This window comes from Mucilaginibacter sp., from assembly GCF_028288105.1.
In the GTDB taxonomy this organism is placed as follows: domain Bacteria; phylum Bacteroidota; class Bacteroidia; order Sphingobacteriales; family Sphingobacteriaceae; genus Mucilaginibacter.
The window spans coordinates 1-22,694 of record NZ_JAQBOI010000222.1 but is presented as its reverse complement, the minus strand read 5'-3'; the positions used below and the strand labels follow the sequence as shown (position 1 = coordinate 22,694).

Below are 22,694 nucleotides of genomic sequence, written 5' to 3'. Positions count from 1 at the left end.
GCTATCCGGCCTTGCAAAATGAACTCAAATTTGTTAGTTTAGTTAGCTCAATCACAATGATCAACATTAAAAATACATTATAATGGAAAAAATAAAGTTGCGCGTGATGCTATCTGTTTTGATGATGGTAGCCGGATTTATATCGATCAGCCTGAAAATAAGCGCTCCGGAGGGGAGCCCGGCAGTTAATAAAATATCCACTCTTGAGGCCAGTGACTGGAAACCGGACCCGGGTTTTGAAAGCCTCTTTGACGGAACCACCCTCAACGGATGGTGCTACCGGGGCAAGAATCGTGAAGTCACGGAAAAATTCGACGGAAAGATAGTTTCCTCGGACGGGCGTTATTCCGCCGGTAACGGAATCCTGACGGTAAACTATCCGGTGGGAGTGGAAAGGAAGGTACAGGAGTCCTGGACCTTGCGGGAGTTTTCTAAAAACTTCATCCTGAAGATCGAATTCCGCGCTTCCAAAAACGCGGATAGCGGCATTTTTCTGCGTGGCGAGCAGCTCCAGTGCCGTGATTATCTATTGGCCGGCCCTTATAAGGATTTGAAAAATTACCGGCCACAGGATTGGAACACCATTATTGTAATAGTGAAGAATAATATCGCTCACTGCGTGTGCAACGGCGAAGTGCTTGAGGATGCATTGCTGCTGCCTGCAAGTGGCCCTATGGGTCTTGAAGGTGATCGCGGGCAGATGGAATACCGTCACATTCAAATAAAGGAGTTACCATGAGCCTGAACATAAGCTGAGTTTTAAAATGCCGATTCAATCGGCTTTACATCGCCAGCTGCGAACGCCTGCTGATAAAGTGTTTTATACTTCCTTGCCTCTTTTAGTTTTTTTTGTGCTTTAAGACTGATGTGCATGCCTAACTGCGACCAACCATTGCCGGGATTGTAAACCAGATCATCCCGATAAACCAGTTCTGCATCCCGGGCCCTGTTTATTTTTAACAGGCAGGCACCCAAGTATTGCCTGGCAGGTATGAACCATTCCTGCGGTTCGCGATAGGTCAGCTGGTCTTCGGCACTGACAGCATTTTTAAATGCGTTGATAGCCTCAGCAGTTTTTCCTTCAGATAATAATATTTCGCCTGAAAGTATGCCGGCCGCAATTTCACCACTTTGCTTCGGTTTGTTAAAAGGCATGCGGCGGATAGCTAACATACTGTCGGCAAGGTTTATTTGCAGGTCACTTAGATATTGCCGGGCAGCACTAAGATCACGTTTACGGACATGTGCAAGGCCTTTAGCAAAATCATCCATGATCCGGGCATATTTCCACTGGGAATTAGGGCTGGGTTCTTGTAAAATTTCCTGCCATTTACCTAAGCGCACCAACGCGATCTCGGGTAGCATGTAAACAAACTGAGCATAAGGGTCGTTCTTAAAATCCGGTTTTAGGGCTTTCATCCTTTCCCTTGCCCTATGGTAAAGCGGCCGGCCTTTTACATACATCCCGGCATTCATGGCACAATAGGATTGCACGGCGAAAAAATGTATCGGATTATATTTACTTAGGTGAAGACCGGGAGCAGCTGAATCCATTTTTTGGAAGATCGAATTTGCTTGTTCATTAACAAATACACCTTTGGCAAAAAGTCCGTTACGCTGGTAAGAATGAGTAGGCATGTGCACCATGTGCGCCACGGCGGGCATCAGGTCCTTCAGTACATCGGCATAAGGTAAAGCTTTTGCCGGATTGCGCGAGGCCTCGGTCAGGTGGATATAATAATGCAATGCGGCGGGCTGGCGGGGTTCTTTTTTTAGGATGCTTTCACATACCGAAACCAGTTCAGGTGTCCAGGATTTGGGCGTCCCATCGGTATTCCAGAAATCCCATTTGTGGCATAGCATCACAGCGTCTATGTACAATGCCTGTATGTCGTTATCAAGCGGGTATTTCTTCATCAGCGTTTTCATGGCTGCTGCGTAGCTTTCATCCAAATGCGCACGGTCAGCATTGGTGGTATCTGAAGAGTAGCGCAGTACCATGGCATTTGCTAAGTCACTTTCCTTTGTGCTGGCCCCGGTGTTAGTGCGTTGTAAAGACATCTTCGCAATCAGGACGACACCCGGCATCCTATAATTGTAATTATTATAGTAAGGGCCTAATGCAAGCGTTTGTCCCCACCAGGCCATAGTACAATTAGGGTCAAAACGAGCGGCTTCTTTAAAAGAAGCCAGTGCCTCGGCGAAATGATAACTGTAGTAAAAAGAAAGCCCCTGGTCAAAGTAAATTTGCGCGCTATCAGAACGGGTATTAATGTTATAATGGTGATGCCCGGTACCGGCGATTATGGAGATGAATTTTCCGTCTTTATTCGACGTAATATCCGGGGATAAAGCCGCCCCGCAAGTGCTCACCTCAGGGGAGATGACCTGGTATCTGGGCCTGAGCAGTGTCAGGCCCGCGAAGAGGAAGAGTATACCCCATAATAAGATCGGAGAAACTATTTTCATCATGATCTAATTTACAATATTCATTGCACAAATAAAATTCAGGATCCTTTTTTATCACCTGTTCCAAAATCCGCGCCTGACAGGAAGCTGTGAAAATGTACAGGGCTTGATGATCTTGTAATAGGATTTGATCATTATGCTGATTTTAATCGCCTACCTGAGGGGGCTTGACCTACCGGCCATTCTTTACCATATCGAGTCCGAAATGCCGGTTGCTCCCCTTGAGGTGCAATGCACTATGAATACTACGTTGGCAGGTTGGCATCAACCAGCATTTCTATCGGCTATCATATTCCCGTTCGGCTATTCTAATATTCATCATGCCGGCGCCACCAGATACCGTTTTCGTTACGGCCCAGGGGGGGCACGGTCAAGCCATTGGTACATGCCCCACAGGCCATCCAGGCCACGTGAATAGGCCGAATAGGTATGATAAACCACCCCGTCCTGTAGCACAAAAGTACTTAGGCCGGGCCGCTCGCGGGTAAATGTTGCAAGGTCGGTCCCGGCCATTTTTGCCACCTCTGCAACAGGGCCTTGGTTATTTTCAGTTTCCCATTCCTGTATTGATTTTCCGGCAAGCGGATCTCCACCTCCGGGCTCGCGTTTGTAATTGTATTCGGTACCTCCGCTGCGCTGCTGCTCCTCGGTAATCCCCACATTAAAGTCGAAGTTAAAATCGCTGTCAAACGAAGATGCCCAGGGAAACGTCCAGCCCATTCGCTGCTTATATGCCTGCAGTTTTGCAAAAGGTGCCCGCGATACTACAGTAAGCATCACATCATGATTGGCCAAATGGACCGCGATCCCGTTAAAACCATCGGCAATGGCCGAGCAGGACGGGCATCCCGCCTTGAAATCGGGCCCGAACATAAAGTGATATACCAACAGTTGCGAGCGGCCTTCAAACAAATCGGCCAGCGAAATTTTTCCTTTTTCGTTTTCAAATTGATACGCTTTGTCTACTTTAACCCAAGGCATTTCTGTCCGGTGGCGTGCCACCTCGTCACTGCGCCTGGTCAGTTCCTTTTCTTCCTTAAGCAGCTTCAACCGAGCTTCCAGCCACTCCTCCCTTGATACGATACCGTGGTTTTTTTCGCTTTCCATATCCTGCTATTGATAGACGTATGATCCCGATACTAAGTGCACAAACACAATGCCATTATCATTATTGGTAACCAGAGGTGTAGGGAACACTTGATCATTGCTAAATTGTGATTAACCAGGAAAAAACTGATATTTAATCAAATAAATCATCTCACCCCAAAAAATGTTGTCATGAATAGAGATAAAATGCTTGTCCCCACCATCATCCTTGATGAGGTAAAAGCCCAGGGCGTGCAAATCGTGAATTATAGCAAAATTGGCAACGATCATTTTGTTAAAGCACCTCACAGAGATACAGACTTCCTTTTTGCCTTTACATACGAGGGATTCTTAAAACTGATTGTTGACTCTCGTGAGATCTTCATTCCGAAAAAATCAATCTATTTTATCCTTCCGGGACAGATTCATCAGCATGTCGATTCCGAAGGGGATATATGGGTTATCGCGGTTGATGCTTTCCTAATCAACGATGTGTTTAAGTCGGTATTAAATGAAAGCTGTTTTGCTCAGGTTCCGGCACTTATAAATTTTACTAAAGCCGAGCGGATGAAGTCCTGTCTTACCTTATTTGCAGATATTATTAAGGATCTCTCCAATAACGTATTTAAACAACATATCAAGCGGGGCTTCATCGATGCGGTTACAGGTATGTTCACAGAAGAGTTTGCAGTTGTGCAAAAGCATGACAAAAAAGATTCGAGAGCTATTACCCTAACCCATGAATTTAAAAGCTTGTTGTTTCTTAATTATAAGCGTTTGAAAAGCCCTTCCGAATATGCACATGAATTGAAAGTTTCCACCCCTTATTTAAACGAAGCGATAAAATTAACATCCGGTCAAACTGTAAGCTATTGGATTCAACACATGATTACCATAGAGGCCAAACGTTTATTATTTTATACCGATAAGACTATAAAAACCATTGCTTACGAACTCGGTTACAGCGATCAGGCTTATTTTACCAGGATGTTTACCAAGGCCGAAAAAATCTCACCCATGGCATTCAGAGATAAAAACCGCTAATTGTCCAAAGTTTTCTTTCTTTCCTGCATTGTTTAGGCGCGCTGCGCTTTGTTGCTTTGTAATGCCAGGCAATGATCATTAGCCAGAGGCAATAAACAATAGCTCAAATCACTCAAACAACAACTTACAAAGCAATGAAAAACTCAAATGTTAAGAACGTAGTGCTTGTGCATGGCGCATTCGCTGACGGTTCCGGTTTTAAAGCACTTTATAACGAATTAACGAAAAAAGGGTATAACGTAATCGTTGTACAGAACCCCTTAACTTCACTTGAAGACGACGTTTTGGCAACACATGTTGCTTTGGATAGGATTGGCGGCCCAGCAATACTTGCCGGACACTCCTGGGGCGGTGCTGTCATCACCGAGGCTGGTAACCACCCAAATGTTGCTGCCCTGGTTTATATAGCTGCATTTCAGCCAGATAACGGCGAATCTGCCCTGCAATGGTTGCAAACAGCCCCGCCTGCACCTGAGAACGGCGTACTCCCTCCGGATGAGAAAGGCATTGTATACTATGACAAAGATAAGTACCATGCAGGCTTTTGTGCTGATATTGATGCTGATGAAGCAGCGTTTATGTATGCCTCACAGGGCGCGTTTTATGCTAAAGGCTTTGTAAGCCCTATCACTGACGCCGCCTGGCGGCACAAACCGGCCTATGGCCTGATCGCTACTGAAGATAAAAGTATTAACCCTGTGATACAAAGAAATATGTACAGTCGTTCGAACACGCAGGTAACCGAGGTTAAAGGCAGTCACGTGATCTTCATGTCGCAGCCTGAGATCGTTGCAGGTATAATTATTGAGGCTGCTGAAAAAGCATTAGTAGTTTAATTTTATTTATGTTGATTTTATTTGATCCGCATGCCGGTACCGGCATGCGGTATTTTTGTTTAAGCGAATATAGCAAAGGCGTAGTTTTAATTAAGCGAACTTAGTTCAAACTGTTCCATGCCAATATAAAAGGCGATAAAAGCAAGATGTTGTTAAAGAGTTAGCCGGGGATGAGTTATCGCATTTATGGTGGGGTAATAGCCAGATATCACCAGATGAAAGGGATGGTGCAGCCATGCTTACAGAAACTTTTGCTATGTATACCGAAATGATGCTACTTAAAAAGATGTACGGGAAAGAAAAATTGCTGGAGAAAATAAAACTGCTAAGGCCGGCACTATTCATCAAACATTAGTTTCCTTTCTATGCTATTTTTTTATAATTTCGCCGCCCTTTAAATTTTCACTGTTATCTGCATACTATGGGTAGGTTTTTATACGGAATTGATTTTGGTACTACCAATTCAGTTTTGGTTATTTACGACGAAGAAATAAAAGAAATACACAGCACCATCATTATCCCTTCGCTTATTTATTTCTATCATAAGCTAAGTGCGGCAAACGCCAAAAATTACGTTGTGGGCGAAGAAGCAATTGCAGCTTACCTTGACGACGGCATGAAAGGGCGTTTCATCAAGTCTGTTAAACAAATATTATCAAAAAGCAGTTTCACCGAAACCCGTATTCACAATAAGAAATATAACGCCTCTGCTCTTGTGGCTATTCTGTTAAAGGAGTTAAAAGATCGAGCGGATCAATTGATAGGGCAAGATTGCCGGAAAGCGGTAATAGGCAGGCCGGTCTTTTTTGATGACGACGATGTACAAAAAGACACTTTAGCGCAAACCCGGCTCAACAAAGCGGCAGAACTTGCAGGTTTTACTAACGTCTGCTTTCAATTTGAACCTATAGGTGCCGCCTTCGCCTACGAAAGGACCCTCGCAAAAAAAGAAAATGTATTGGTGGCCGATCTTGGCGGTGGTACCACAGATTTTACTTATTTAGTACTTGATCCTGAGAAAGCCGGCAGTAAGAACAGGAAAGACGATATGATGGCAACCACCGGGATCTATATTGGTGGTGATAGTTTTGATTCTGCCTTTATGTGGGAGAAAGGCACACCATATTTTGGCAAGCACACGCAATATGAAGCCACTCCGGGCAAGGTTTTAACTGTACCGAAGTCGCTTTTCGCAAATATTTGCTCCTGGGAACAAATGAATTTTTTTAATGGCCCGCGCATTAAAAAAGATATAGAAGACTACTATTACTTTTCGGGTAATGACAGGAAGTTTCAAAACCTCATCACGCTTATCGATAATAACCTGGGGTACTCGGTATTTCAATCTATCGAAAAAACAAAAATCGAGCTTACAAATGCAGATAAAGCTATGTTTAGCTACCAGAAAATGGGTATCGGAATTGATGAGGAAATACTTTTATCCACTTATGAACAAATCATAGCAAAAGACGTGGACCGTATAGCCAACTGCCTGGATGAATTTATGTTGAAAAACCATATCGATCCAAAAGATATTGATAGCCTTTTTTTAACGGGCGGTACCTCGATGGTAGGGAGCATTCAGAAACTGTTCAAAAACAAGTTCCCGCACGTTAAGTTAAATTCGGGAGATAATTTCAAAAGCGTGGCCAAAGGTTTAGCTTATAGTGGTTACTTGTTTGAGGATTAGCTTGTGCTGTTTAACCAGAAGAATTACGCTAATACAACTAAATTATCAGCGCATTAAAGCGGATATCAGGGCCATCATTGAAATTGCTATTGGACGAAAAAGATCCTAAAACAGGCTGGCTTGTTCGTTTCCCGCTCCCTGGATGTCCTGTTGATAAGCGCGTATCAGTCCAATAAGTTCAGCGCCATACTGCCCGGCTTTATGCGGGCCGACACCTTTGATCGCCCCCAGTGCTTTTAAGGTAGCAGGCAGTTTTTCCGCAATAACTGCTGCCGTTCTTTCAGAGAGCACCATGCTCGGCATAACTTTCTCTCTGGCAGCCATTTGTTCGCGCCAACCGAGTAACTGTTCATACAGTTTTTCATTAGGAATAGCGTTTAATGCTTTTAAATAAGAACGGTCATAACTGTTCAATTTATTTTTGCTGAGCACTAAATAAGCGGTCGTCGTAAAGGGGGTAACCGCAAAATGCTCCAGCAGGCGGATACGGTTCATTAGCCAAATGATGATCTGATCGGCTTTAGCGGCTTTATCTTTCGATTGACCGATCAATAAAGGTAATTGCAGGTGCAGGGTTTCAGTGGCTGTTTTGAGTTTTTCTAAAAAATAGGCGGCGGCTTGTGGGCTCCGTTCGGGGTTCAACTGTTTCCTGAATTTCGCAGCGACATCCAGAATATCTTTTTTCAGATCAGGCAGGAGGAGGTCAAGGTCTGCAAGCTTTACCTGGAGCGGAACGAAGTTAAATAGTTCGGTCAGCAGGAACCGCCGGTACAGTTCCCGGTCGAGCTCTAAACTTTGGGCATCAGGCTGGTTAGCTTTAGCCTGCTCGTTAAAACGGGCGATAGCAGGGTCGCCGATGATGTTGCGTGTGGCGATGGGATTGCGCAACACCATGCCCGACAAGCTGCGGCAGCGGCTGAGGGCTACATAGGCCTGCCCGTGGGCAAAAGATTCCGAAACGTCAATGATGGCTTTGTCAAAACTTAAGCCCTGGCTTTTATGGATGGTGATGGCCCAGGCCAGCTTTAAAGGTATCTGTGCAAAGCTGCCGGCGTTGGTTTCATTGATCGCTTCACCCTCCAGCTGGTATTTCACATTGCTCCACTCCAGGGCTTCGACAGGAAGTTCTTTTTCTTCCCGGCCGCATTGCACGAAGACAGTTTGAGCGTCCATGCGGGTGATGGTGCCGATCTTACCGTTATAAAACAGCTTTTCTGGGGAACTATCATTTTTGACGAACATGACCTGTGCGCCAATCTTTAATTTGAGGCTGGTTTCGGTTGGGTAAGCATCTTTAGGGAACTCACCACGAATGGTCGCCGTAAACTCCTGTTCCTGTCCAGGCAATGCTTCCAGCCATTCGGTATTGATTTGTTGCGCGATGTTATTATGGGTAGTGAGCGTTATATAAGGGTCGTTATCATCAGGCCTGAAGCCGGGCATATACCGGGCGTTTAGTATTTCGAGGCTGGGTGCGCTGATGGTTTGGTTACGCACTTCGTTCAAAATATCGACGAAGGCTTGCTCCTTTTGCCGGAACACATGGTCCAGTTCGATACGGATATAGGGCGCCTTTTGCATCACCAGGCTGCTGAAAAAATAAGGAGTGGTGTAGTACGGTCGTAAAATACCCCATTCTTCCTCGCGGATGATTGGGCTGAGTTGGGCAAGGTCGCCAATGAGCAATAGTTGCACACCGCCAAAAGGATAGGCCGAACCCTTGATATTCCGTAAAATCAAGTCGATCTGATCCAGTACGTCAGGTCTAACCATACTGATCTCGTCAATGATCAATAATTCTAAAGTAGCTAATAGGTCTTTCTTTTCCTTGCTGTAATGAACTTCAGGGCGGTCGGTACCTGCCGGGATGATCGGTCCGAAGGGTAGCTGGAAAAAGGAATGGATAGTCATGCCACCCGCATTGATAGCCGCTACACCCGTCGGTGCTATCACGGCCAGCTTTTTTTTACTTTCCTGCCGGATCTTTTGCAGAAACGTAGTTTTACCGGTACCTGCTTTGCCTGTCAGGAAAACGACGGTGTTGGTGGATTCTAAATAATCATGGGCCAATTGCATGGCCGGGTTCAGCTCACTCATCTCTTTTGCAATATTACAAGGATCATTTAAAATTACCGCCTTTGTGGAAAACACTTGTCGGCAAGTGCCTGGTCCCAGCGTGAGCTTGTGATGTAATGGGGCAGTTGCTCCCGGCTTTGCTACAGCAAAAGCTAAACACTCATTTGCATCTTAGTCACAAATTGGAATGAGTATGTATATTAGCAGGCCTATTAAACAGGCGCTTGTTATTAAAGCAACATACAATTGGTCGAAGATTCGTAGCTGGGTTTCAATAATTATTAATTAGATTTTTACATTTTATGATAAGGCGATTTATAGTCATGACGGCATTACTTTGTTCAGCCATTCTAAGTTATGGGCAATCACAAAGAGTGCATATCCCACTGGCAGATCCTACTATTTTTTATGATGAAGGCATTTACTATTTATATGGAACAGGCGCCCCGGACGGCTTTCCCGTTTATACTTCATCTGATTTAATTAATTGGACAAAGAAGGAGAAAAATGCATTGCAAATGGGAGAAAGCTATGGTACTAAAGGCTTTTGGGCTCCTCAGGTGTTCAAGTACAAAGGGAAATACTTTATGGCCTACACGGCTAACGAACACATTGCAATTGCATCAAGTAATAGTCCGTTAGGTCCATTCAAACAATCAGTACAACGCCCTGTTTCAGAAAATGGTAAGCAAATCGACCCCTTTGTTTTTAAGGACAGTGACGGTAGGTTATACCTTTATCATGTCCGGCTTAAGGATGGAAACCGAATTTTTGTCGCTCAGATAAACGAAGCCCTTGATGAGATTGACGAAACAACAGCCACAGAATGTATTCATGCCGAAAACGGTTGGGAAAATACAAATAGTGCAACTTGGCCGGTATCTGAAGGCCCAACCGTAGTTAAAAGGAATGGATTTTATTATTTATTCTATTCAGCTAATGATTTTAGGAATATTGATTATTCGGTAGGTTATGCTGTGGCTTCATCACCTGCCGGCCCCTGGAAAAAATACAAAAGCAATCCAATTTTAAGTCGGAGTATCACTGGAAAAAACGGCTCTGGGCATGGTGATTTGGTAAAAGGAAGAAATGGGAAATTGTATTATGTATTTCACACGCATGAGTCAAACGAAAAAGTTGGCAAACGGTTAACGGCAATCGTGCAAATCTCTTTCACTACGGGAGATCCGTCCACTGTTTCTACAAAAGCCAATTCATTTAGATACTTAGAAACCGACAACAAACTGCCTGCGAAAAATGTGGATTAGTACTGATTTACCGAAGGGGACATTACCTAATAACAAAAAGAAACGCCTATGAATTTCAAAGCGATTACTATAACCGATATAGCCAAAGCATTAAATATATCGGCTTCGACTGTGTCAAAAGCGCTAAGTGATAGTTATGAGATAAGTGCGAAAACAAAACAAATTGTTTTAACCTATGCCCGTGAGCCGTGTGATTGACCGGTCGTTTATCCGTTTTGACAATCTCGCGCTGTCTTATCTGGTACCCGCTGCCATCACCAAAAAGTTAGATATCAGCCAGCTTAGAATTAACGGCAGTGTAAGGAATGTAGCTGTTTATTCGCCAAACTGGGAGTACGGCGATCCGGAACCAGATCCGGCCTCACCATTTGTGCCAAGAACGTTTACCCTGGGTGTTAATGTTGTTTTTTAACCACTTAAATTAACTGAACATGAAAATCAAATCATATAAAATATTAAAAGTAGGCTTAATAGCTATTGCGCTACAGTGTGCCGCCGGCTGTAAAAGAGATTTTTTAAAGCCCCGACCCGCTTTCTATTTATGAACCGAGCGTTACTTTTACCACTAAGGAAGGTTTACTCGCTGCCGTTACTGCTGCAATCGCAACTTAACGCATGTGTGGTAAATATCTGTTAAATGGAAATTTCATAAAGATGATATTAATGCCCGAGAAGCACATATAGTGCGGTAAGAGAAGTTTGAAGATTGTTTTTCATTACGTAAAATGAGTTTAGTTAGTTAATTAGCGCTGTCCCGCAAAGGCAGCGCTTTTTAGCGAATAATGCCTTGAATGTGATCTCTTTACATCATTAGATAACCAATCAGATCGCAAAAAGAAAAAGTCCCCGGTTTATTGGGGACTTTTTCTTTTTATAAAACATATTAACAATTAATTATAATCAGGGTTTTGAACCAATACACCGCCGCTTTTGTCGATCTCGGTTTGTGGCAATGGCCATTTATAAAATTTGTTTTCGAAAGTGAAAGGCACCAAGCTGTCCTTAACATTATTAAGAACAGTACCTGCTATTCTCCATCTCACCAGGTCATAGTGGCGCAGGCCTTCAAATGCCAGTTCAACCCGGCGCTCATGCCTAATGCGTTCGCGCATTTCATCTTTGGTATAATTGGCCGGGTATTCGGGCATATTAACCCTTGCACGGAGGTCTTTCATGGCCTTATAAACTGTTTCATCCGGGCCTGCAATTTCGTTTTGTGCTTCGGCGTACATTAGTATTACTTCACCAAGGCGCAGCATCACAGCATCCTGCCCGCTTAGTGTGGAGAAACCAAACGGAAGGTTAGCAGGATCTAAAAACTTAAGTACACCATAGCCCGTTGGCCGTGGGTTAGACGGGTTGTGTATCTTACCACCACCAAAATCGGGATGATCTACATAAACCGTTTTACTCAATCTTGGGTCGCGGTTGTTGAATGGATTTTGTGTATCGGTAAGTGGAGAGGTACCATATGGCAAACCATCTGTACACTCAAAAGTCTTCACAAAATTAGGTAGCGGACTTGCAGAACACCAATCGCCGTAATCGCGGTCCCAATAAGCTAAGTTGTTAGGTGCCAGGAAATTGATAGAGAAAATAATTTCGGTATTGTTTTTCTGCGTAGCATCTCTAAAATTGTTCTCAAAAGCGGGAGTAAGCGCGTATAGTGGCATTACCTCTTTACACAGATCCCTCACTTGGGTTAGTATGGTTATATCAGGCGTGCCGGTATTACCGTAAGCTGCAAATAATAACACACGCGCCTTTAATGCTTTCGCAGAAGACGATGTTGCATGCCCACCGTTTGAGAAATATGGCGAGGTTGACAGGTTTGCGATACTGTAATCCAGATCAGTATTTATCTGTGCCAATACTTCTGTAGCTGTTGCTTTTGGTTGTTTTTGGGTGCTCAGGTCAAGTGGTTGTAGTACCAAAGGCACATCGCCATAAATGGTATACAGCTGATAATAAAAAAAGCCCCGTACAAATTTAACCTCAGCTTCATAGGCTTTTTTATCAGTGTCAGACATGTCTGTACCCTTGTAGGCGGCCAGTTTTTGTAAAAATAAATTTACCCTGCCTATGCCAATGTAACTATCCTTGTAAATGCCGGTTTCGTAACCGCCGGTTGTTGGGTTAAGATTACCCTGCACAACATCATTAACGCTACCCGAATTGAATTGGGCATAGCCATTATCGGTAAGGCAATCACGAATAGGTAATTCTTCTGAAAATTCATTCGGCTGCATGGAAGCATAAACAGCGGCCAGAGCTTTGTCAAAATCAGTTTTATTCCTGAAGAAGTTTTCCGCCGAGATCTGATCGAGCGGATTAAGTTCCAGTGTTTTTTTACACGCGCTTAAAATAAGGGATGTAAATAATATAGTGAGTATTATACGATTTTTCATGTGGATTGATTAAAAGGAAACATTTACACCAAAAGAATATATTTTATTCTGAGGATACTGAACAAGGTCGCCATTGCCATAACGCTCCGGATCGAGCCCTTTGAATTTGCTAATGGTTAGCAAGTTGTCGCCGGCAAAGTAAACTCGCAACCTATCTACACCAAATTTTTTGGTTAGGGTAGCAGGTAGGGTGTATCCAAGCACTATGTTTTTTAGCCTTAGGTATGATGCATCCTGTAAAAAGAAAGTAGATGGTCGTGTTAATTTTTGTGGCGCGCTCCATCCCCAATAAATTCGCGGCATAGTGGTAGAGGGATTTTCCGGCGTCCAGCGGTTTAACCAATCTGTTGTTGGGGGAGTACCCTGTACAAACGGTATAACACCCCAGTTAGATACGTATGATTTATTACCATAAACACCCTGCATCATAGCCGAGAAATCAAAACCTTTAAAGCTTGCAGACAGATTGAAAGAGTAGTTTAATTTAGGATACACTCCTCCAACAATCGTCCTGTCGTTAGCATCTATTTTGCCGTCGTTATTGATGTCTTTATATTTCAAGTCGCCGGGTAAAGTGTTGTCATTAAACTGTTTTGGCGATGAACTTACCTCTGCTTGGGTTTGGAATATACCGGCTACCTCCAGCATATAAAATGAGCTTATAGGTTGCCCATTCTGGTTGATGGTGTAATCGTATATATCTGTTTGCCCGTATTTAACCAGTTTGTTTTTAAAGCGGTCTAAGTTGGCTCCAATGCTGTAAGTAAAGCCGCTTAAAGCACCATCTTTAATAACATTGTTGTAGTTGATCCCCAGTTCCATACCGGTGTTATCAACTATACCGTCATTAATTGTTGGTGCACTTAAGCCTACTATGGCAGTAACCTGCGATTGTCTTAAAATATCAGAAGTTCTTTTCTTATACCAGTCAAAAGTTAAGTTGAAGTTGTTAAAGATGGTCAGATCCAAACCAACATCTGTCATGGTAGTGGTTTCCCATTTAATTGCAGGATTATTTAATGCGCCCTGGGCTACACCTGTTGTAAGGTTTGAATTATCAAAAGAGTAGTTGCCCGTAAGGTTTAGCAATGCCTGGTACGGGTAATTCTGACCGTATCCGCCAATCACAATATTCTGGTTACCCAATTGGCCCCATGATCCTCTAAGCTTAAAATTGTTTAACCAGGCTAAATTAAGGCCTTTTACAAACGACTCTTCAGTTGCGCGCCATCCGGCAGAAAATGAGGGGAACACCCCCCAGCGGTTACTGCCAAAAAATTTAGAGCTGCCATCATAACGCACGTTACCTTCTAATAAATAACGCTCTTTATAGTTGTAGTTTACCCGGCCGAAGTATGACATTAATGCCCATTGATTGGCTGTGCCGTTAGCCCTTTGAATATCCTGACCACCTGCGTTTAACTCCAGCAGGGTTTCGTCAGGGAAATTCTGGCGGTACCCCTGCAGATACGAGTATTTGCTTTGCTCCATGCTATAACCGGCCTGTACCTTAATGTTATTACCATTAAAATCGTGGTTATAGTTTAAGTAACTATATAAGTTTGAATAAACAGTTTGCTGATCTTGTGCAGTTAAGCCTTTACCCAGATCTAAAACTGTAGCCAACTGATTGGTGCGGAAGTTATATAGATCAAGGGTTGATTTATAATCCTTGTATTTATCCATATTAAAGTTTACCGCACCCTTGGTATACCACGAAAGATCTTTGTTGAACTGTATCTCAAACCATCCCTGCGCATTTACCGCGTAATCATTAATATCATGCGTAAATTTGCGGTCAAGTACCGCTATAGGGTTTTTGTTATTGTACTCGTAATCATACGCTTTATAAGTATACCGCCCGCTGCCATCTGCAAGGTATGGGCTATAAGTTGGTGCCTGCGACATAGCCGACAGGAAAAGGTCTTTAGACCCACCCGCAACAGATTCTGTAGTGCCCGATTTTAGCAGAACGTTTGTCCCAAATTTGATGTGGTCGTTTATTTTTGACGTAAGGTTGATACGTGCTGTGTATTTTTTATAGTTAAAGCCCTGTATAATACCGTTCTGGTTAACATAACCTAATGATACATTATAGGTTGTTTTATCGTTACCGCCATTAAAGGTTAAATTGTGGTTTTGTGTTGGGGCGGTTTTAAATATTAAACTTAACCAATCCGTATTTGGGTAATTAACCCTGTCTGTACTGTTACGATAAAGATCGATCTGGTCCTGCGGGTACAATCCGTATAGTTTCGTAGGATCATTAGGGTCATTTAAACCTGTGTTTATCCTGGCTTCATTATACAATTCCATATACTGTGCCGAATTGGTAATGAGGTCGAAAAGCTTTGTTGGCTTGTATATCCCAAAATTCCCGTCGTACTGAATTGACATTTTGCCGGCTTTGCCTTGTTTGGTTGTTATCAATACCACGCCATTGGCCGCTCTAGAACCATAGATAGATGCGGAAGCTGCATCCTTAAGTACCGAAACATTGTCAATATCTGTAGGGTTTATGTCATTAAAACTGCCTGGTACACCATCCACCAATACAAGCGGGGATGAGCCTGCATCGCTAAAAGTTCCGTTACCCCTTATCTGGATATTTACACCCTCATTACCCGGCTCACCAGATCCCTGGGTTACCTGTACGCCCGGCATGGTTCCCTGTAACATTGACGCCGGGTTTACTATGGGGCGTTTGTTAAGATCATTGCCGCTTACAGTTGATACAGCGCCGGTAAGGTTTACCTTTTTTTGCGTACCGTAACCAACAACCACAACCTCGTTTAAAGCCGAGGTTTGTTCTTTTAATACAACGTTTATGGTAGTTTGCGTACCAACAGGGATTTCCTGGTTTACAAAGCCAATATAACTGAATACCAGTATCGCGCGGTTATCATTAACGGCGATGCTGAAATTACCGTCGACATTGGATTGTACACCTGTTTCGGTGCCTTTTACTTTAACCGTAACGCCTGCTAAGGGAGTTCCTTTTTCATCTTTAACATTACCTGTTACGGTGATTGCCATAATAGGCTTTACAATTACATCTTTAGGTGTTACAACAATGGTAGTGTTATTAATAACATAACTAAAAGGCTGGTTTTGGAAACACTCAGCCAATGCATCTTCCAGATTGGCATTTTGAAGGTTTACAGTAACCGGGATAGCCCTTTTTAGCATTTTAGCATTGTATAGCACGCTAAATCCACTTTGTTTATGAATCTCTTTTAATGCTTCGGTAAGGGGGGCATTACTTTTTTTCATGCTGATCTTTTGCGCAAGTAAGTTAGCGGCGCTTACCTGCAGTACAGATATCAAACACAAAAAGACCGACAATTTCATAATGAGAAACAATTTAGATTTAACACAGGGAAGCGCCCTGCATCTTATTGCAGTAGTTTTTTTATACATTTGGTAGTTAGGTTAAATGATTGGTTATGAGAAATGATCCTTGGTTTTACCTGGCAGCTTCACAGCTTAATACCAGGGGCGGTGCGAACGCTCCTGGTTATTATGAAAAGACAGGTATTATTACTAAAAGCACATAGCTACTTCATAATAATAACCCTCCTTCCATCAATTTTGTAATGTATAGTACGGGTTAACCGCATGTTGTCCAGTAATTCTGTGATGTTTTTATATCTGGATATTGTGCCCCCAAACTCATTTTGCTGTACATCGTCCTGGAATTCTACATCCACATCGTACCATCTGCTCACCAGTTTCATGATATCAACAATGCTGGCATCCCTAAAAACAAAAAAGCCGTTGATCCACGCCAGGTTTGCTTCGGTATCGGCTTGGCTCACTGTAATACCTGAACCGTTTTGTGCTACTATACCTTGTTGGCCCGGGGCAAGCATTACGGTAGATGTGCCTTTAGACATGCGTACTGATCCTTCTAAAAGTGTAGTAGTTATCTTTGCATCATCGTTATATGCGCTGATGTTAAAATGAGTGCCAAGTACTTCTACCTGTGTACCATTAGCTTTAACAATAAAAGGTTTTGCCTTATTTTTCGCCACTTCAAAGTAGGCCTCACCGGTTATCTCAACCACCCTGCTGTTACCCGTAAAAGCTTGCGGAAATTTGATAGAAGAGGCCGCATTAAGCCAAACCAGGGTGCCATCTTCCAGGGTAACTTTATATTGGCCGCCACGTGGGGTGGTTATAGTATTAAATTGCGCAACATCGCCTGGGGCAATGGTGTTATTTGTTTTGCTGAAGCTATAAACCAGCATGCCATTCGCCGTTTTGGTCACTTTAACGCCTTCGCTTGCATTGATCTCGCCGTTTTTGGCATCGTCAAGAATAATGCTTTTGCCATTGGTGAGTGTTAAATAGGCTTTATTGCTACCCGGTAAAATTTCATGTTTTTTGTTTTTTGCAAAAGTAGTTGTTGCTGCCTGTTTACCAGATTTTTCTTTAAGTACAAATAATAGGCCTGCTAATACAGCGAATACAAGTACAGCGGCTACCTGCAGCCATTTATAATAGCCATTATCTAAAACAGGTTTATTAATTTTACGGCTATCGCTAAGTTGTTGCCAAATACGGTTGCGTACATCTGCTTGGGTTACGTTGTCGTACGTCCAGTTTCCGCCCTGCAACTGCAAGTCGTCGCTATAAGCCTCTATCAGCGCTTTTTCAGCAGGTGTACATGATCCGTCCATGTACTTTGGGTACAGGGTTAGAAACTCTTCTTTGGTTATCATGAAAATGGTAATTACCGGTTTATATAGTATAGGTGTGTTTTAAGCAGGGAAACACACATACTTTTTTTATTTTTTTATCGAAAATCAAAAAAAGTAAAGTTTCTATCACTTTTCATACCTTTACCTAACCAATTAATAATGCCGAACAACTCTATTAGCGATACCGATTTATGGGATGCCATTCGTATGGATGACGAGTTGGCTTTTACCGCTCTTTTTGACAGGTACTGGATAAGGCTCTATAAAACCGCGCAAACCTATATCAAAGACCATGAGGTGAGCGAAGAAATTGTGCATGATGTGTTTCTGAATTTATGGGAGCGGAGGCATGTGCTTCAGATAGGATCGTTTTCAAATTTTTTGCTTACGGCGGTTCGTTATCAGGTTTACAACAGGCTCCGCGCAGCCAAACCGCATGTTTTTTTGACTATTGATCATGCGGATACCCCCGAGATGTTAGCCCACAATGCTGGTGAGGAACACATTAATGAGCAGGAGTTTAAGCAAGAATTAAACCGGCATTTGGTACAGTTGCCCAAACGCTGCCAAGAGATATTTTACCTAAGCAGGATGCTGCATTTATCTAATCAGGAAATCGCTGCAAAGCTTGGAATATCGAAACGTTCGGTGGAAAATCAACTCACTGTTGCCTTAAAACATCTGCGCACTTTACTTAAACATACCGCCACACTTATTTTTATCACCTCCATGCTAAAATGAGGAATAGCTATCCGAACGTTACTGTAAGAAGGCAGGCTTTTTGTTTCAAAGGCCGGTAATGTTGAAGAGGGACAATGTAAGAAAGATGAGAAATATTGGTTTGGGAACCAGGGGTTCACAGCCAAATGAATTATTAAAACAAATAACATGTCTTTTTGGAAAAGTACTAAAGCTGCCTCGATTTATACTATTTACTTCTTTGTCATATTTATTTTAGCTTTTATTCAATTGGCCACAGACGGGTCGCCGACAACGGGGATGTTTATTATCATTGCGGTAGGCATATCGCTAATGATAATTTTGTTCTTTGGAGTTTGTCGCTCCTTATTCAAACTCAACAAAGAAAATCATGTATTCTTGGACGCTTTAATGTTATATTTATTAGCAGAGATATCTTTTTTATGCATGGGAGGTCAAATTTCATTTTTTGGTTTACTATACGTTTTTCATATGAATGATGACCTTAAATACCCTGTTTTAAATTCATTTAGAGAAAGAACTGAATTAATATTTTCATCCTCCGCATTATTTCTGCTTTTTTCTATTCTATTCAAAGCATGCTGACGAAAATTAAGTAGTGCCTTGCCGGCGCTCGCAAATAGCCTTTTTACCAGCTTATAAGCACACCGCTTTGAGCAGATGGTAATCACATTTTTTTTATATTTACCTGAACCAATCTTTAACCTTCGTTTATATATGGCTGCTGATGAACCAAAAGAGCAGCAGATGGGCCTGCTCAATCTGATCGTATTCGTATTGTCAGTTTATGTGCTGGGCGCTTTGCTGGTGGATACGGTGATGAAGTTGCCGCCGGAAACTTCTTTGCTCCTGACGTATATCGATCACGCGATCTGCGTGTTTTTCTTCGTGGAGTTTTGTGTGCGTTTTTACGGGGCGAAGAATAAGCTGGCGTTTATGCGCTGGGGCTGGATCGACCTGGTATCGAGTATCCCAGCGGTGAACTTCCTGCGGGCGGGCCGTCTGCTCCGGCTGATCCGTTTGCTGCGATTGATCCGGGCGTTTCGTTCTACCCAATCCTTTGTCAAATATGTGTTCAAGAATAAAGCGAAGGGAGCGTTTACCTCTGTTTCGATCCTGGCGGTATTGCTGATCATTTTTTGTTCCATCGGTATCCTGCAGGTGGAGAAAGATCCGAATAGTAATATCAAGACCGCGGAGGATGCAATCTGGTGGGCTTATGTGACGATCACGACGGTGGGTTACGGGGATAAGTATCCGGTGACAACCGAAGGGAGGCTGATCGCGGCGGTTTTGATGACGGCAGGGGTGGGGCTTTTCGGGACGTTCACGGCTTATGTGGCGAGTTGGTTTGTGGAGCCGGTGAAGTAATAGCGAAGCAGCCCAATTGACCTCGATTTACCAGTAGCTTTATCTTGCAGTTCATCAGACAAGTTGAGAGCTCGAAGTACCCTGCCAAATACTATTAATAATAACCTGCTTTAATATTCAAGTGTTTCCTCCAGATTTCCTCCCGACGACCTTTTTTAGTAGAAGCCGAAACTCCTACTGTACTAAGCAACAGGTCGCATCTGTTTTCTTTTAACTACATAAGTTTATTCCTTAAAAATTCATGACTTATTTGATCTTAAAAATAACTACGTGTAGCTATTTTTAGCAGCAATCTTTATGGTGACATTTATAAAAATTAAACCTTATGGCATCTCGTTATTATCTCATGGTGTGGCCGTTTTTTAGTAAAATCGGGATCGTTACAGCTTTTTTTTTATTGCCGCTGTTAATTTTTGCGCAAAACGTCAACCCAAAAACAAAGCAACAAGCATTGTCGAAGAAAGCTGAATGGGCAAAAATGGCTGCGATAAAACTAGCCACCGGGCCACAGGATAGCGTTGTGCGTATTAAAAATCTACGTACACAGCTGGATTCTGCCAAAATTAACGAGGTTATAGCCATTAAAGTGTTTACCCAACGCGATATCAGGTTATTCAATACCTTATATATCAATGGTTTCCCGGTCGAAAAGTTAACGCCGTTAAAAGCAAGTGACGCCGAAAAAATCATTTATTTCAAGCTAGGTAAACCCGTGCAATCACAACTTTTGTCCTTTTTGGAAAGCACCCCTTTTGAAACAACAGTTGTACCGGTATACTTCGGGGTAGGCGCAAACATAAAGATGAATTTAACGGTCAGGGACACTACGGTAATGAAAGACCCGCTGACCGCTGTAGAAAAAACAGTTATCAAAGATACGACTGTTCAGGTTGAACGGAGTATTATTGCCAAATCAAACGATCCTGTGTATGTTGAAGTTAAACAAAAGATAAAAATTGGCTGGGTTTATGCAGCCGCGTTGGCTGTGACATTCATAATCGTTTTAGGGTTGTTCAATCAAATGCTAAAAGATAATGCCAACCTTTATTACAGCCTGGCAAATACACAGTTATTCTTTTGGACGGTCTTGTTTGTGGTAGCTTACTTGAGTATTTGTTTTAAAACAGATACGCTGCCCGATATTCCTCTTTCCGTACTGGCTATATTAGGTATAAGTGTTTCTACAACAGCCGTATCAAAGCTCATTGATAAGAATCCTGCCAAGGCGCCAATTATTGATAAGGACGCAAAAAGTCAGGGTCTTTTCGTTGATATTTTATCAGATGGCGTTAGCATTAACGTCCAACGGGTTCAAAACGTGGCTTTTAATGCCTTCTTTGGGGTGCTGTTTCTTCAAAAGGCTTTCTCTACCAATTTACTGCCGGATTTTGATAATAATGTGCTGCTGTTGCTTGGCATCAGCGCGGGCGCTTATGCAGGCCTTAAAAATACGGAGCCCGCTAAAGAACAAACCGAAGAACCGGTAGACACCGTTGAAGACCGGGGCCAGGTAGCAAAAGAAGCGGATAAAGCACAAAGCTCAGGTCAGGAAAAGGTGGATGCTCAGGCCGGTACCGCTGCTGATACCCCAACAGATGAAGCCGCACAATCACAGTAACAAATTTTGCAGCAATGGGAACTGGCTTTATTAGAAAATATCTCTATCTCCTCGCCGGTTTCTGCATTACGGCGAATGCTGCGCGGGCGCAAACCGCTGAACAGATCTTCGCTGAAATAAGCAGGGTCAATAGCAGGGTGGTTAATGCGCCCTGTGCCGCTGGTACAGGACTGTTGATCTCCAATAAAGCGATGAATATTTTCCTTGCTAATCAAGTTAGTTCTTATTTATCCGATAATGATGATCTGTCACTTTATAAGAACTACGTCACTTTAAACGCTGCAGAAGGAAGTATAGCAATCAGTCATAACTTTCACCAGCCTGTCGACAGTGATGATCGGGTCAGGTCATTTTGGGTGATCAGCGCCAGGGCTAATATCGCTAATTCCTACGCTGGGAATTTTACGGGCAAGTATATCAATAATCAGTTGGGTGTTGCCCTGCAGAAAACGTGGATGGGCAAACCGGGGGCTATTTATGACTGCGCCAATCAAAAAATAGAGATGGATGCTGACAGGGCCATTTTGGTCCAAAACATAGCTACCGCGATACGTACCAGGATAACTGCATTTGAAAATGAACTGGCTGCCCTTAACGCGAATGATATACCCGGCCAGGAACTTCAAGCTGTAAAAAATACCCAGCGACAAAATTTCTACGCCGAGCTTAGGGAAGAATATCTTCAAAAATTTTCACAGGCGCAGTCTGATCTGCTGGTCAATACCAATAATTATAAATGGGTAAAAGATGCTTGGACAACCGTTGGCATTTATGCACCCATCATTCCGCAAAAGTTTGAAGTGGCGGATGGGGGCAATGATGCCGCCAGCCGTTATAATTACCCGTTTCAGGTTTTTGTTACGCATACCCGCTTTTGGGATAGCCCTAAAACTGGGCGCTTTTTTCTTACTTTTTCAGGCAAAGTAAGTGTCAACAACAGCGTTCAGGGGGGCGACCCAAACCTGACCGGTTCTGACGGCCGGTACGCCGGAATTTACCGCAATTATTTGACGCCGTCAATTTCAGGGAAGATGGTCTATATTCCCGCGGATTCTCATGTTGGCGTAAGCTTTAAACCGGAAAAAAATTTTGGACCATACCATGCGGTCAATTTAATAACCGGAATTCCGATCGTTCTCATCGACAAGAAGGGTGTACCCATGCTTAACTTTGAACCCCAAATTATTTTTTCTAATATCAACCACACGCCGCTCAGAGATGAAGTGTCGCGCAATGAAATTTTTGTGGGGTTAACTCTCGGTATCCCACTCAGTAAAATCGTTTATTGACACACATATTTTCAATTAAATTACAATTTACAAAATCTTATACTTATGCGATAAATATGTTATTCCTAAAACTTATCATCCCGGTATGTAGGACGTAAGCAAGGATGCTATTGGCG

Annotated in this window: 16 protein-coding genes and 1 pseudogene; 11 read left to right on the top strand and 6 right to left on the bottom strand. The window is 42.9% G+C overall.

The window, feature by feature from the left end; genetic code table 11:
* Positions 1 to 82 precede the first annotated feature (82 nt).
* The gene (locus tag JWQ85_RS15165; protein WP_299469434.1) at positions 83 to 739 is read left to right on the top strand and encodes a DUF1080 domain-containing protein; all 657 of its coding nucleotides are present in this window, start codon (positions 83 to 85) and stop codon (positions 737 to 739) included.
* 20 nt (positions 740 to 759) lie between these two features.
* On the opposite strand, the gene JWQ85_RS15160 is transcribed toward JWQ85_RS15165, so the two are convergent.
* Positions 760 to 2,472, bottom strand: coding sequence for a hypothetical protein (locus tag JWQ85_RS15160; protein ID WP_299469432.1), 1,713 nt, complete (start codon positions 2,470 to 2,472; stop codon positions 760 to 762).
* 345 nt (positions 2,473 to 2,817) lie between these two features.
* Positions 2,818 to 3,576 carry a DUF899 family protein gene (locus JWQ85_RS15155; RefSeq protein WP_299469430.1) on the bottom strand — a complete coding sequence of 253 codons (759 nt, stop codon included), beginning with the start codon at positions 3,574 to 3,576 and terminating at the stop codon, positions 2,818 to 2,820.
* A 171-nt stretch (positions 3,577 to 3,747) separates the two neighbouring features.
* Between JWQ85_RS15155 and JWQ85_RS15150 the strand changes: the two genes are divergently transcribed.
* The 3 genes from JWQ85_RS15150 (at position 3,748) to JWQ85_RS15140 (ending at position 7,125) form a co-directional block, all read left to right on the top strand.
* A complete protein-coding gene (locus JWQ85_RS15150) occupies positions 3,748 to 4,599 on the top strand; it encodes an AraC family transcriptional regulator (RefSeq protein WP_299469428.1) in 852 nt (283 codons plus the stop codon).
* 134 nt (positions 4,600 to 4,733) lie between these two features.
* Complete coding sequence (locus tag JWQ85_RS15145; protein ID WP_299469426.1) at positions 4,734 to 5,435, top strand: alpha/beta hydrolase; 702 nt, start codon at positions 4,734 to 4,736, stop codon at positions 5,433 to 5,435.
* A gap of 421 nt (positions 5,436 to 5,856) precedes the next feature.
* Positions 5,857 to 7,125 carry an Hsp70 family protein gene (locus tag JWQ85_RS15140; RefSeq protein ID WP_299469424.1) on the top strand — a complete coding sequence of 423 codons (1,269 nt, stop codon included), beginning with the start codon at positions 5,857 to 5,859 and terminating at the stop codon, positions 7,123 to 7,125.
* 105 nt (positions 7,126 to 7,230) lie between these two features.
* Here JWQ85_RS15140 and JWQ85_RS15135 read toward each other — a convergent pair whose 3' ends face one another.
* The gene (locus JWQ85_RS15135) at positions 7,231 to 9,222 is read right to left on the bottom strand and encodes an HRDC domain-containing protein (RefSeq protein WP_299469422.1); all 1,992 of its coding nucleotides are present in this window, start codon (positions 9,220 to 9,222) and stop codon (positions 7,231 to 7,233) included.
* Positions 9,223 to 9,524: 302 nt separating this feature from the next.
* On the opposite strand from JWQ85_RS15135, the gene JWQ85_RS15130 reads away from it, so the two are divergent.
* The 3 genes and pseudogenes from JWQ85_RS15130 to JWQ85_RS15120 all read left to right on the top strand — a co-directional run bounded on the left by JWQ85_RS15130 (position 9,525) and on the right by JWQ85_RS15120 (position 10,881).
* Positions 9,525 to 10,469, top strand: a complete 945-nt coding sequence (locus tag JWQ85_RS15130) for a glycoside hydrolase family 43 protein (RefSeq protein ID WP_299469420.1) — start codon at positions 9,525 to 9,527, stop codon at positions 10,467 to 10,469.
* Positions 10,470 to 10,517: 48 nt separating this feature from the next.
* Positions 10,518 to 10,649: pseudogene (locus tag JWQ85_RS15125) on the top strand (LacI family DNA-binding transcriptional regulator); the annotation flags it as partial.
* Positions 10,645 to 10,881, top strand: a complete 237-nt coding sequence (locus tag JWQ85_RS15120; RefSeq protein WP_299469418.1) for a hypothetical protein — start codon at positions 10,645 to 10,647, stop codon at positions 10,879 to 10,881. The pseudogene JWQ85_RS15125 and the gene JWQ85_RS15120, both read left to right, overlap by 5 nt.
* A gap of 478 nt (positions 10,882 to 11,359) precedes the next feature.
* On the opposite strand, the gene JWQ85_RS15115 is transcribed toward JWQ85_RS15120, so the two are convergent.
* The 3 genes from JWQ85_RS15115 to JWQ85_RS15105 form a co-directional block, all read right to left on the bottom strand.
* Positions 11,360 to 12,877 (bottom strand): RagB/SusD family nutrient uptake outer membrane protein, encoded by a 1,518-nt coding sequence (locus JWQ85_RS15115; protein ID WP_299469416.1) that lies wholly within the window; start codon positions 12,875 to 12,877, stop codon positions 11,360 to 11,362.
* A 9-nt stretch (positions 12,878 to 12,886) separates the two neighbouring features.
* A complete protein-coding gene (locus JWQ85_RS15110) occupies positions 12,887 to 16,228 on the bottom strand; it encodes a TonB-dependent receptor (protein ID WP_299469414.1) in 3,342 nt (1,113 codons plus the stop codon).
* 206 nt (positions 16,229 to 16,434) lie between these two features.
* Positions 16,435 to 17,601: a FecR family protein gene (locus JWQ85_RS15105; protein ID WP_299469412.1), complete on the bottom strand. Its 1,167-nt coding sequence runs from the start codon at positions 17,599 to 17,601 to the stop codon at positions 16,435 to 16,437.
* A 138-nt stretch (positions 17,602 to 17,739) separates the two neighbouring features.
* On the opposite strand from JWQ85_RS15105, the gene JWQ85_RS15100 reads away from it, so the two are divergent.
* The 4 genes from JWQ85_RS15100 (at position 17,740) to JWQ85_RS15085 (ending at position 22,578) form a co-directional block, all read left to right on the top strand.
* Positions 17,740 to 18,321, top strand: coding sequence for an RNA polymerase sigma factor (locus tag JWQ85_RS15100; RefSeq protein ID WP_299469410.1), 582 nt, complete (start codon positions 17,740 to 17,742; stop codon positions 18,319 to 18,321).
* Positions 18,322 to 19,017: 696 nt separating this feature from the next.
* Positions 19,018 to 19,671, top strand: a complete 654-nt coding sequence (locus JWQ85_RS15095; RefSeq protein WP_299469408.1) for a potassium channel family protein — start codon at positions 19,018 to 19,020, stop codon at positions 19,669 to 19,671.
* Positions 19,672 to 20,122: 451 nt separating this feature from the next.
* On the top strand, positions 20,123 to 21,289 hold the full coding sequence (locus JWQ85_RS15090) for a hypothetical protein (RefSeq protein ID WP_299469406.1): 1,167 nt from the start codon (positions 20,123 to 20,125) through the stop codon (positions 21,287 to 21,289).
* Between the two features lie 14 nt (positions 21,290 to 21,303).
* Entirely contained in the window at positions 21,304 to 22,578 is a 1,275-nt protein-coding gene (locus JWQ85_RS15085) for a hypothetical protein (RefSeq protein WP_299469404.1), read from the top strand.
* Positions 22,579 to 22,694: the final 116 nt, after the last annotated feature.